6 protein-coding genes and 1 pseudogene are annotated in these 12,503 nt (G+C 67.7%); 5 read left to right on the top strand and 2 right to left on the bottom strand.

The window, feature by feature from the left end; translation table 11 throughout:
* The first annotated feature begins 34 nt into the window (after positions 1-34).
* Together ACI7BZ_RS00810 and ACI7BZ_RS00805 are read left to right on the top strand one after the other, a co-directional pair.
* Positions 35-6,895, top strand: coding sequence for a hypothetical protein (locus ACI7BZ_RS00810; RefSeq protein WP_414115314.1), 6,861 nt, complete (start codon positions 35-37; stop codon positions 6,893-6,895).
* A 209-nt stretch (positions 6,896-7,104) separates the two neighbouring features.
* A complete protein-coding gene (locus tag ACI7BZ_RS00805; protein WP_414115313.1) occupies positions 7,105-7,491 on the top strand; it encodes a helix-turn-helix domain-containing protein in 387 nt (128 codons plus the stop codon).
* Between the two features lie 53 nt (positions 7,492-7,544).
* Here ACI7BZ_RS00805 and ACI7BZ_RS00800 read toward each other — a convergent pair.
* Positions 7,545-7,643, bottom strand: a pseudogene (locus ACI7BZ_RS00800) (IS5/IS1182 family transposase); the annotation flags it as partial.
* Positions 7,640-8,029: an IS5 family transposase gene (locus tag ACI7BZ_RS00795; protein ID WP_414115312.1), complete on the bottom strand. Its 390-nt coding sequence runs from the start codon at positions 8,027-8,029 to the stop codon at positions 7,640-7,642. The pseudogene ACI7BZ_RS00800 and the gene ACI7BZ_RS00795, both read right to left, overlap by 4 nt.
* Before the next feature lie 362 nt (positions 8,030-8,391).
* On the opposite strand from ACI7BZ_RS00795, the gene ACI7BZ_RS00790 reads away from it, so the two are divergent.
* The 3 genes from ACI7BZ_RS00790 to ACI7BZ_RS00780 are packed head-to-tail and all read left to right on the top strand — an operon-like array spanning position 8,392 to position 12,483.
* The gene (locus ACI7BZ_RS00790) at positions 8,392-9,504 is read left to right on the top strand and encodes an NAD(P)-dependent alcohol dehydrogenase (protein WP_414115311.1); all 1,113 of its coding nucleotides are present in this window, start codon (positions 8,392-8,394) and stop codon (positions 9,502-9,504) included.
* Between the two features lie 10 nt (positions 9,505-9,514).
* Positions 9,515-11,011, top strand: a complete 1,497-nt coding sequence (locus ACI7BZ_RS00785; RefSeq protein ID WP_414119056.1) for a class I adenylate-forming enzyme family protein — start codon at positions 9,515-9,517, stop codon at positions 11,009-11,011.
* Between the two features lie 47 nt (positions 11,012-11,058).
* Positions 11,059-12,483, top strand: coding sequence for an aldehyde dehydrogenase family protein (locus tag ACI7BZ_RS00780; RefSeq protein WP_414115310.1), 1,425 nt, complete (start codon positions 11,059-11,061; stop codon positions 12,481-12,483).
* Positions 12,484-12,503 lie beyond the last annotated feature (20 nt).

The following is a 12,503-nucleotide window of genomic DNA, read 5'->3' as shown; positions in this document are numbered from 1 at the left end:
GCGCCTCTCGCCGCCTCACTCTTCCCAATTCGTCTTGCAAACTGCGAAACCCACGCACCGCGCCGCCGTGCTGCTGCGCGCCGCCCTCTGCGGCACCACGGCGCTGGTGCTGCCGGGGGTGATGGTGCCGGCGCGGGCGGAGGACGCCATCGTCCTGCGCAACTGGGCCACGGACGCCACCGGCAAAGCCGCTGCAGGCAACGGCACCGCGGTGGACCTTGTCGTCAAGGAAAATGTCAGCGCGTCCAGCGGCGAAGTCGGTGGAAAATCCTGCGTCACCGCCTGCGTTTTCGTGAACGCCTCCGGCGGAAACTCGGAATCCGGCAAGGCCGGCAATGGCGGCGCGGTCAGTATCGTCCTGGACAGGGGATATACGCTGGGCGTCGGCAGCGCGACGGCCGTCTATACCAATCCCCTTCTGATCCTTATCGGCTTTCCTTCTTCCTACAAGGTGCAGGACAAGCCGGCGCTGACGAGCGGGATAACGGCCATCTCCAGCGGCGGCACCCAGCACAATTACGACAAGAAGAACCCCGGAAACCTTCCCGGCGACGGGGGGGCCATCACCATCACCAACAAGGGCTCCATCCTCGTCAATACCAGCAGCCGGCCCCAGCTTGCCGATGCCCCGTCCACCTATGAGACGGTCTCCGTCTGGCGGCAGCTTTCGGCGGACCGGCTGGACATCAATTGGGGCGGCGGCATCCTCGCCTTCAGCGGCGGCGGCGCCGGGCCGGACCATGACACGTCCGGGCAGAATCTCGGCTCCAGCGGCGTGCGCGGCGGCAAGGGCGGCGACATCACCATCGTCAACGAAGGCACCATCGAGACCGGCGCGTGGATGGCGCAGTCTGCCAGCGGCCTCAACACCAATGCCGGCATCCTTGCCCTGAGCCAGGGCGGCGATGCCGCGGCGCAGTACGAATCCGGCGGCTGGACCGTGCTCGGCAAAGGCGGCGACGGCGGCACCGTCAAGGTGACCACCTCCAGCAATTCGCGCATTACCACCGTTGCTCCCAATTCCGCGGGCATCATGGCCATCAGCCAGGGCGGCGGCGGCTCGGTGGCCCAGAATAGCATCGCCGGTGGCAGCGGCGGCCGGGTGGAGGTGAGCGTTTCCGGTGCGATCGCCACCGCCGGCCAGGGCTCCGCAGGCATCGAGGCCATCAGTTCGGGCGGCGATGTCATCGGCGCCAAGCGCCAGGGCATCAGCGGCACCGGCGGCACGGTCAAGGTCACCACGTCCTATGCGGCGGATATCTCCACCACCGGCGCCTTCTCCGCCGGCGTCGTGGCGGGAAGCGTCGCCGGTGGGCTTTCCACCGCCGTGCGGCAGACCACCACCTACACCACCTCCGGCGGCCAGAGCGGCGCGGTGGAGGTGGACCATTCCGGCAGCATCCGCACCGGCGGCCGGGGCTCCATGGGCATCATCGCCCAGTCGGTGGGCGGCGGCGGCGGCATCGTCGGCATCAATGGCCAGACCGGCGATGGCTTCGGCTCCACCAGCAGCACCGCCAGCGGCAGTGCCACCGTGAGCGTCACCAACCGCGGCACCATCACCACCGGCCTCAGCCGCGATGCCCTGGACACCGATTACACCCAGCACGGCATCCTGGCGCAGAGCGTGAGCGGGGGCGGCGGCGTTGCCTACATGCTGGACGCCTTCTCCGGCACCAGCCTCGGCTCCACCTCGCCCGGCCTTTCGGGCGATGGCAAGCCGGCGGGCTCAGTCACGGTGGACAACAGGGGCACCATCAAGACCTATTCCGGCGCGAGCTCGAACATCGTGGCGCAGTCCATCGGCGGCGGCGGGGGCGTGGGGGTGGGCGGCGGCTTCTTCACCCGCGTCGGCGGCAGCGGCGGCAAGGGCGGGGATGGCGGCACGGTGACGGTCAGCAATTCCGGCACGCTGGAAACCTTCGGCTATGCCTCCACCGCCGTGGTCGCCCAGTCCATCGGCGGCGGCGGCGGGCTCGGCGGCCCCTCCACCCACCGGCTGTTCAGCTTGGGCGGGGAAGGCGGGGTGGGCGGCAATGGCGGCCGGGTGAACGTGTCCAGCGACTCCCTTGGCCGCATCCTCACCCATGAGGACCTGTCCTTCGGCATCCTCGCCCAGTCCATCGGCGGCGGCGGCGGCAATGGCGGCATCGCCGGCGGCGGCTGGAGCTTTGGCCTCTCCACCGCCATCGGCGGAGCCGGCGCGGCCGGCGGTGATGGCGGCGCGGTGAGCGTCAGCAATTACAGCTTCGTCTCCACCGGCGATGCCGACCGGGATACGGGCGCTGCCGCTACCGGCATCCTTGCCCAGTCCATCGGCGGCGGCGGCGGCACCGGCGGCCTCGCCGATGCGCGGGCCCTCGGCATTCTCAGCTTCTCGATGGCGGTGGGCGGCAATGGTGGGGCCGGCGGGCGCGGCGGCACCGTCTCGGTCACCAATGGCGGGTCGGTGCGCACCTCCGGCGCCGGTGCAGACGCCATCCTGGCGCAATCCATCGGCGGCGGCGGCGGCATGGCGGGGGATGCCTCCTCCCGCGCGCTGTCCTTCTTCTCCACGCCGGATCTGCCTTCGGTCTCGGTGGCGGTGGGCGTGGGCGGCAAGGGCAAGGCGGGGGGCGACGGCGGCACGGTCAGCGTCGACACCACGGCCAAGTCCAATATCGCCACCACTGGCGACAGTTCCCGCGGCATCGTCGCCCAGTCGCTGGGCGGCGGCGGCGGCAGCGGCGGATCCTCCGTTGCCCGCGCCACCAGCTGGATGACCCTGAGCAAGACCTCGCCTACCATCGATATCGCCGTCAGCGTGGGCGGCGGCGGTGGCAGCGGCGGCAAGGGCGGGGCGGTGTCGGTCAACTCGGCCGGCAGCATCACGACGGAGGGCGACTTCTCCACTGGCATCTTCGCCCAGTCGGTGGGCGGGGGCGGCGGCATGGCCGGCGGCGGGGATGCCGCCTCGCGCAACAGCAACAAGGGCCTCAACATTGCCGACAAGATGTTCGGCAAGCGCGAGTCCAAGCTATCGAGCTTCGCCGTCGGCGTGGGCGTCGGCGGCAGCGGCGGTGCGGCGGGCGACGGCGGCACGGTCAGCGTCGACACCAGCGCGAAGATCTCCACCGCTGGCATTGCCGCCCATGGCGTGTTCGCCCAGTCGGTGGGCGGCGGCGGCGGCGCGGCGGATTTCGATGACCTGTCGGCCCCCACCTCCGCCCCCGCCGCCAGTGCGCAGACCAAGGCCTTCATCACCATGAAGGTGGCGGCCGGCGGCAGCGGTGGCGCGGCGGGCAATGGCGGCGCCGTCTCCATCGCCAATTCCGGCGCCGTCAGCACCTCCGGCAATGGCGCCTACGGCCTGTTCGCCCAGTCGGTGGGCGGCGGCGGTGGCGTGGCCGGCTCCGCCGGCGTCAGCGACAAGTATAACGCCTCGCCCTGGGGCACCTATCTGGAACAGGCCGCAGACGCGGTGAGCGGCGCCTGGGTGAAGTACGACAAGCTTTCCGCGGCGGACAAGGCCGAGACGTCCTTCTCCAGCTTCCTGTGGGACACGCTGTCGAAGGAAACCCTCATCAATCCCTACAACATCACCGGGGACAAGTTCGTCGTCGAATATGCCGGGAACCTGAATCTCAGCATCGGCGGGTCCGGCGGGGCGGCGGGCAATGGCGGCGGCGTCACCGTCACCAATAGGGGCGCCATCACCACCACCGGCACCGAGAGCCACGGCATCGTCGCCCAGTCAGTGGGCGGCGGCGGCGGGGCGGGGGGGACCAGCACCATCACCGGCACCGCCGGCCTTGCGGCGAAGTTCGACGGCAACCTCGCCGGCAAGCTGATCCCCGAGCCCGCATTCGACGCCCTGACGGAGGCCGAGGGCTCCCTCGGCGAATTCATGCTGCGCCTGCTGACGGCGAAGGGCGTGAAGCTCACCTTTTCCACCGGCATCGACCTGTCGCTCGGCGGCAGCGGCGGCGCCAGCGGCAACGGCGGCACGGTGAGCGTGACGAACGCGGCGGCGGTGACCACGCGGGGCGATTTCGCCCACGGCATCCTTGCCCAGTCCATCGGCGGTGGCGGCGGCATCGGCGGGGTGGCGAGCACCAAATCGGGACTGTTCACCCTGGGTGGCGGCGCAGCGGGGGGCTCCGGCGGCTCCGGCGGCTCCGGCGGCACGGTTGAGGTGCGCAATGACGGGCTGATCACCACCTCCGGCGACCAGTCCTTCGGCATCATGGCGCAGTCCGTGGGTGGCGGCGGCGGCCTTGGCGGAATGGGCATCTCGGAGAACAAGCGCAGCGTCGGTTCCTTGCCCACCGTCCCCAGCCTCACCGTGGTGGCCCTGGGCGGGCAGGGCGGCATCGCCGGCACCGGCGGCGCCGTCTCGGTCACCAATGCGGGCGGCCTTCGGGCCGGCATCCGCACCTCCGGCGACGGCGCGTTCGGCATCCTGGCGCAGTCCATCGGCGGCGGCGGCGGCACCCTGGTGGGAGAGCAGACCGAGGTTGAATTCTTCAGCGGCAAGATCACCGCCAATGCCTTTGCCGGGGCCGGCAATGCGGGCGGGCGCGTGAGCGTTGTCAACACCGCAGCCGTCCAAACGTCGGGCGACGGGGCGTTCGGCATCCTCGCCCAATCCATCGGCGGGGGCGGCGGCATCGTCGGCGACACCAGCAAGGCGTTCTCGACCGTCCTTCCCGGCGCGCAGTCGGGCAGCGGGAAGAACGGGCTTGCGAGCGGCGGCGCCGTCAGCGTGGTGCTGGGGGATGCCGGCTCGGTCGTCACCACCGGCAGCAGCGCCCACGGCATCGTCGCCCAGTCGGTGGGCGGCGGCGGCGGCATCATCGACGGCGCCATGGGCACCATGGGGGCGGACGGCTATGGCAGCGGGGTGGAGGTGAAGCTCGCCGCGAGCGCGCAGGTGGTCTCCGATACGCGAAGCCATGTCCCCTATTCCAAAGACGGCTACGTCAACATGGCCGGGGACTACATTCCGGTGGTGATGGCGACGGGCGCCAATTCCATCGGCATCTTCGCCCAGAGTGTCGGAAACTGGTATAATTCATACTATAGCGGTGAGATAACGGTGGATCTTGGTGAATTCACCAAGGTTTATGGCGGCGCGGGCGGGTCCGCCATCTTTGTCTCCGGGGGCGCGCCGAAGCCGTCCTCTCCCGTCAGCCAGCGCAACACCATCGCCATCGCCAAGGATGCCGAGGTGTGCGGCACGCGGCAGGGCGTCTGCACTCCGGCGGAGTTCGCTATCATCGCGGATGCGACGCAGAAAACCTATGTGGAGATCAACAATAGCGGCCAGATCACCGGACGCATCGACGCCGCCAACGGCAGCGTGCTCAACAATTCCGGCCGGTGGAGCACGCAGGGCGAAAGCACCATCGGCGTCATCCGCGGTTCCGGCACCATCGACATTGGCGGCCGCAACCTGGCGAGCGCCGCGCTGAACGTGGAGGAGGGGCTGTTCCTGCTCCAGGGCGGCACCATCGAGGCGGATGTAGACTTCCGCGGCAACGATCACGACACGCTGGCGGTCAACGGCCTGCTCGCCACCCAGGGCGGCACCCTCACCATCATCCCCCACGATCTGGTGCCGGGCACCATCGAAGCCGTGGTCACGGCCAGCGCCATCGCCGGCAGCAGCGGCAGCAGCAAAGATGCCGACGCCGGCCGCCTGCTCTCCGGCACCAGTGACCTGCTCTTCGACTTTGTCGTCTCCAGCCGCCAGGCCGGCGAGCGCATCGTGTTCGACGTGACTCCGGAGGCGCATTTCCTCGGCTCCGGCCTCAGCTCGAACCGCACGGGCATGGCCCTGCAATTGCAGCAGCTGTGGGCCTCCTACCAGGATGGCGCGGCCAATGACGCGCAGCTGGCGAAGCTGTTCACCGGGCTTTACGGGCTTTCCGGCGCGCAGTATCGCGACCAGCTGGACGGCCTGTCATGGGGCGGCGCGACCGCATGGGCGGCGAGCACGGTGGGCGCGGCCACCGCCTTCGCCAATGCGCTGCAGAGCTGTCCCGGCTTCCTCGGCACCACTGCGGTGCTGCGGGAGGGCGATTGCAGTTGGGCGCGCATCACCGGCGGCAATGCCCAGCAATATGCCAGCACCGATTTTAAGGGCTATCAGAGCCGCACCCTGAGCTACCAGATCGGCGGCCAGAAGGAGATCGCCGACGACTGGTTCCTCGGTGGCGCCCTCAGCTACGATCAGAACTGGACCGACATGTCCGGCAGCTCCGCAGCGTCGGACGGGTCGGGTGTCATGGCGGGCCTCACCCTGAAGCGGCAATGGGGCAACTGGCTGTGGTCGGCATCGCTGGCCGGCGGCACCAACTGGCAGGATGCCAGCCGCAGCCTCGCTTTGCCGCTGGTGCAGGGCCTTGCCAGCAGTTCCCCCACCACGGATTTTCTGTTCGGCCGGCTGCGCGGCTCCTACCAGCTGCCAGTGGGCGACTGGCTGCTGCGGCCCTTCCTCGACCTCGACGTGATGCGGGTGCACCAGGGGCGCTTTTCCGAAAGCGGGCTCGGGGCGCTCGACATGGTGTTCGAGGGCGCGGACCAGGTCTATTTCGGCGCCACGCCGGGCCTTGAGATCGGCGGCCGCATCACCCTTCCCTCCGGCGTCGAATTGCGGCCCTATCTGAACGCTGGCGTATCCTTCCTATCGGGCGACAGCTTCACCTCGACCTATCATCTGGCGGGCCAGGGAGCGGCTGCGGCGGCGCGCAGCGCCCTCACCGTGCCCGTGCCCGACGTGGTGGGCCGGGCCGCCCTCGGCCTCGACGTGCTCCAGGCCAAGGGATGGGAGATGAAGCTCCAGGTGGGGGCCGATGTGGCGGATGGCTATTTCGCCCAGTCCGCCACCCTGCGCGGCGCCTACCGGTTCTAGTGGATCAACCGAAACGGATGGTTCCCATCCGTTTCGAAAAGTTGATCCACTAGATCAAAGACTTGTGGTTCGACCCGCCGGCGACAGAAGGGTTCCATCTGTCGCGGTCGAACCACGAGAGCGAATTTCGATCTGATTGCATCGGCGGGGGATTCCCGAATCGGCTGAAAGCTCATTCAGACTGTCTGCCGGGTCGGAGGCCGGCGGACATGTCGAAGGCTCTGTCGGTCGATCTTCGCGTTCGGGTGCTGGCGGCGATTGCATCTGGTCTGACACATCGTCAGGCCGGCGAGCGGTTCGCGGTGAGCGCAGCCAGCGTCAGCCGCTGGCGCAAGCTGGAGCGCGAGCAAGGCGATCCCAGCCCCGGGGCGCGGGGCGGCGACAGGCGCTCGCAGGGCATCGAGCGGTATGGCGCGGCGATCCTGGACATCGTCGCGGCCAACCAGGACATCACGCTGGCCGAGATCAAGACCGCGCTGGAGGCCAGGGGCGTGAGCACCAGCATCGGCGGGCTCTGGCGGTTCTTCGACCGGCACAAGATCACGCTCAAAAAAAGTCGGCGCACGCCAGCGGGCAGGATCGCGCCGACATCCTGATCATCTCGCACCGTGTCGCTGTCGTAGGCGGTGTCGGCGAGAAGCGCGCGGGCCGGGGGCGCGGCGTCGAGCATCACCGGCAGCATCTTGATGTCGGCGGCCTGGCCGGGCGTGAGCGCAAGGACGAGGGGGCGGCCCTTGCCGTCGCTCAGGGCATGGATCTTAGTCGTTCGACCGCCGCGGGAGCGACCAATCGCCTGACGTTGGTCCCCCCTTTTTCGGCGCCGGCCGCCGAGCGGTGCGCCTTCACATGGGTGCTGTCGGCCAGAAGCTGGCGGGGTGTCCGCGCATCGCCGGTGATCGCGGCGTAGATCCTCTGCCAGATCCCCTTGCGGGACCAGCGGTTGAAGCGGTTGTAGACGGTTGTATAGGGGCCGTAGTCGGAAGGGCAGTCGCACCACCGGCAGCCGCAGCGCAGCACATGGATGATGCCGGACAGGATGCGCCGGTCATCGACGCGGGGCGGACTGCCGTAATGCGGCAGAAGCGGCTCGATCTTGGCCCACTGCTCTTCGTTCAACCAGAACAACCGGCTCATGGCGAATCATCCTCCAATGAGCCAATTGAATCACACTTAGAGCGTTGGGTTTAGAGCCTAGAGCGCGATCCATTCTTACGCCGAAGATTAAGAAATTGCGCTCCGCTCTTCGCCGGCCGAGCGTTCGTGCCCCTTGCATAGCTGAACCTGCAGGTACCGCGATCATCTTACGTGATGCAAGGATCGCGAGGACCTTAAGGGCGATGAGTTATCTCCATCAGATAAAACATTGCAGATGCATTATCTTCCGTAGCTATGTTTGAGCCGCCCATCGGCCCGTAGCATGGCTTCACTGGATCGGTGGCAGCGTGCGGAAAAACAGCAGGCGCCCCGCTCCCGATCGCGACGGGAGGCGCGAGACAATGCAATTCAATGCGGCAGTGGTGCGCGCCAAGGGCGGCCCTTTCAAGATCGAGTGTGTGCAGGTCGAGCCGCCCCGGGACGACGAAGTCCTCGTGAAGATTGCCGGCGTTGGCGTCTGTCACACCGACATCGTGGTGCGCGATCAGTATTTTCCGACCCCTCTGCCGGCCATTCTCGGCCACGAGGGCGCGGGCGTCGTGGTGCAGGTGGGCGCCAAGGTCAAGAAGGTCGCGGCCGGCGACCATGTGGTCCTCAGCTTCGCCAGCTGCGGCACCTGCACCAACTGCATTTCTGGACAATATGGTTACTGCGTCAATCTTTACGGCTGCAACTTCAGCGGAGGCCGCTCCGACGGGACGAGCCCGTGCTGTGATGCCCACGGCCAGCGCCTCAGCAGCGTTTTCTTCTCTCAGTCGTCCTTCGGCGAATATGCGCTGGCGACCGAGCGCAACGTCGTCAAGATCGAGAAGGACGTGCCCCTGGAGATAATGGGGCCGCTCGGCTGCGGCATCCAGACCGGTGCGGGCGCGGTCATCAATGCGCTGAAGCCAGGCGCGGGCTCCAGCATCGCCGTGTTCGGAGTGGGATCGGTAGGCCTTGCCGCGGTGATGGCGGCCAAGGCCGTAGGCTGCACGACCATCATCGCCGTGGATCTTAACGACACCCGCCTCGCCCTCGCCAAGGAGCTGGGCGCCAGCCATGTGGTGAACGGCGGCCGCGAGGATGCGGTGGCGGCGATCCAGGCGCTCACGGCCGGAGAGGGCGTGCAATATTCCCTCGAATGCACCGGCCTGCCGAAGGTTGCCCGCCAGGCGGTGGACAGCCTGCGTCTCACCGGCATCTGCGGCATCATCGGCGTGGCGCCGCTCGGCACCGAAGTGGCGCTGGACATGAACGGCCTGCTGTTCGGCCGTACCGTGCGCGGCATCATCGAGGGCGACAGCGTGCCGGATATCTTCATCCCGCAACTGATTGCGCTGTGGCGGCAGGGCCGCTTCCCATTCGATCGGCTGATCCGAAAATTCCCCCTCTCGGCCATCGACGAAGCCGTTCATCTCTCCGAGACCGGCGAGGTCCTCAAGGCCGTCCTGGTCCCGGAACATGTCGCTTGAGGGGATCGTGATGGTCGAAGCCAAAATCAGCACTCTGGCATTCAAAGCCCGGCAGCGGTTCGGCGCCAAGGTTGCGCTCACCGTGGCCGGCGGCGCCACCCTCAGCTTCGAGGAGATCGACGACAAGGCCGGCCGCATCGCCGGCGCGCTGGCGACGCGCGGCATCGGCTCCGGCGACCGGGTGGTGCTGCACCTGCCGAACGGCTGGCAGTGGGTGGCGGCTTATCACGCCATCGCCCGGCTTGGTGCAGTGGTGGTGCCGGCCAATATCCTGCTCACGTCCGAGGAAGTGGCCTTCATCGCCGAGGACGCGCAGGCGACCGCCTTGATCGTGCCGGGGGAGCGGCGCGGCGCCTTAGGCGGGCAGACCCGGATCTTCACCCTCGGCAAGGCGGACGGCGCCGAGGACTTCGAGGCGCTTCTCGCGGGGGAGTACAGGGCCCCTGTGGAGTGCGCGCCCGACGACCTCTTCACCATCGGCTACACCTCCGGGACCACCGGCAAGCCGAAGGGCGCCACCATGACCCATGCGGGGCTGTTCGCCAGCCTCGCCGGCACCGCGACCATCCACGTCCGCACCCGCGACGATGTGGTTCTGACGTCCCTGCCGTTCCCGCATGTCTACGGCAATATCGTCCTGAACGCGGCGTTCCTGGCCGGATCGCGCATCGTCACCACGCCGCGCTTCGATGCGGGGGAGTCCCTGCGCCTCATCGGGCAGGAAAAGGCGACCCTCTTCGAGGGCGTGCCCACCATGTACTACCAGATGCTGGCCCACCCCGACATGGCCGGCGCCGACCTCTCCAGCCTCACGCGCTGCACTGTGGGCGGCCAGACCATGCCCACCCCCAAGATCGAAGCGGTCACCCGCCGGTTTGGCTGTCCGTTGCTGGAACTCTGGGGCATGACCGAGGTGGCCGGGCCCGCCATCACCCATTCGCCCTACTGGCCTGCGCGGCCGGGATCCATCGGCCTTCCCTTACCAGGCCTCGAGGTACGCCTCGCCGAGCTCGCCGATCCGCGACGCGACGCCGTCCTTGGGGAGGCTGGAGAGCTGATGGTACGCGGCGCCATGGTCACCAAGGGCTACTGGCGCAACGCCAAGGCCACGGCAGAAACGATCGATGAGGACGGCTGGCTGAGCACCGGCGACATCGCCCGAGCGGACGCCGACGGCTATCTCTACGTGGTGGACCGGCGCAAGGACATGATCATCACCGCCGGCTACAACGTCTATCCCGCCGAGCTGGAGCAGGTCATCACCATGCATCCCGACGTGGTGATGGTCTCCGTCGCGGGGGTCGCGGACGACGAAAAGGGTGAGCTGGCGCAGGCCTTCGTCGTCCGCCGGAGCGGCTCGGTCCTGAGTGAGGACGACGTGGTCGGCCACTGCCGGAAGCATCTGGCTGCCTACAAGGTGCCGCGGCGGGTTGTCTTCGTCGAAGATCTCCCGCGAAACAGCACCGGAAAGATCATGCGTCGCCGTCTGGGCGAACTGAATGCCTGACCTTAAGCGCGACTGGGCACAAACATAAACATGGGACGAGGAACGCCATGTCGATCGACTTTTTTTCCGCTTACAGCATGACCATCGACGGGCTGCCGGCGACCTCTCCAACGGCTTTCGAGGCGTTCAACCCGGCGACGGAGGAGGTCATTGCCACGGTCCCGGACGCGAGCCGCGACCAACTCGAACTGGCGGTGGCATCCGCCGCCCGTGCATTTCCAGCCTGGTCCGCGCGCCCAGTGGCGGAGCGCCAAGCCCTGGTGGCCCGTATCGGCGACGCCATCGAGGCCCACGCCGAAGACTTCATGCGCCTCCTGACCTTGGAGCAGGGCAAGGCCCGCAAGGGCGCCGAATGGGAGATCGGCGGCTCCATCATCTGGTGCCGCGAGATCGCCAAGCAGGACCTGCCCGTCCACACCGTGGAGATGAGCGAGGCCCGCACCGTGGAAACACGACGGGTTCCCCTTGGCGTCGTTGGGGCCATCACGCCGTGGAACTTCCCCGTGCTGCTCGCCATCTGGAAGATCGCGCCGGCGCTGGTGGCCGGCAATACCATGGTGCTCAAGCCTTCGCCCTACACGCCCCTCTGCACCCTGAAGCTTGGCGAGATCCTGCGCGACGTGCTCCCGCCCGGTGTCCTCAACGTGGTCTCCGGCGGCAACGACCTCGGCGCCTGGCTGACCCAGCATCCGGACGTGCGCAAGATCAGCTTCACCGGCTCCACCGCGACCGGGCGCAAGATCATGGAATCGGCCTCCGGCAACCTGAAGCGCATCACGCTGGAACTGGGCGGCAATGACCCCGCCATCGTGATGCCCGACGTCGACGTGAAGGAGACCGCCGAAAAGCTATTCTGGGCGGCGTTCCAGAACAGCGCGCAATTCTGTGTGGCAGCCAAGCGCCTCTACATTCACGAGGCGATCTACGACCAACTCGCCGAGGCCCTCGTGGATTATGCCCGGACCATCAAGGTCGCCGACGGCTCACACCAGGGCACAGACCTTGGGCCGATCCAGAACAAAATGCAGTTCGACAAGCTCAGGAATCTCCTGGCGGATGCCAAGGCCGAAGGGCAGCGCTTCCTGCTTGGCGGCGAGATCGAGGATCGCAAGGGTTATTTTGTCCCCGTCACCATCGTCGACAATCCCCCAGAAGACAGCCGCGTGGTGGTGGAGGAGGCGTTCGGCCCTGTCCTGCCACTGCTGAAGTTCAACGACCTAGACGACGTGATCGCGCGCGCAAATCGCTCAGAATACGGGCTGGCGGCCTCAATCTGGAGCAAGGACGTCGCCGCGGCGCGCAAGATTGCCGAGCGTATCGAGGCCGGCACGGTGTGGGTGAATGAGATCCACACGTTTTCGCCCCACGTCGCCTTCGGTGGCCACAAGCAATCTGGAATCGGCATCGAGAATGCGATCGATGGTCTGTGCGAATACACCAACGCGCAGACCCTGGTCGTCACTGCTGCATGAGGCGCACCGGTGGCGGGAGC

Origin of the sequence: Xanthobacter sp. AM11, from assembly GCF_047444035.1 — a bacterium.
GTDB lineage: Bacteria > Pseudomonadota > Alphaproteobacteria > Rhizobiales > Xanthobacteraceae > Xanthobacter.
Note: the sequence above shows the minus strand (reverse complement) of the source record. Positions and strands in the feature narration are given on the sequence as shown.

Excerpts from the sequence above, each read along its gene's own strand:
- ACI7BZ_RS00805 (WP_414115313.1), top strand. The coding sequence starts at position 7,105 with ATGTCGAAGGCTCTGTCGGTCGATCTTCGCGTTCGGGTGCTGGCGGCG.
- ACI7BZ_RS00795 (WP_414115312.1), bottom strand. The coding sequence starts at position 8,029 with ATGAGCCGGTTGTTCTGGTTGAACGAAGAGCAGTGGGCCAAGATCGAG.
- ACI7BZ_RS00790 (WP_414115311.1), top strand. The coding sequence starts at position 8,392 with ATGCAATTCAATGCGGCAGTGGTGCGCGCCAAGGGCGGCCCTTTCAAG.
- ACI7BZ_RS00785 (WP_414119056.1), top strand. The coding sequence starts at position 9,515 with ATGGTCGAAGCCAAAATCAGCACTCTGGCATTCAAAGCCCGGCAGCGG.
- ACI7BZ_RS00780 (WP_414115310.1), top strand. The coding sequence starts at position 11,059 with ATGTCGATCGACTTTTTTTCCGCTTACAGCATGACCATCGACGGGCTG.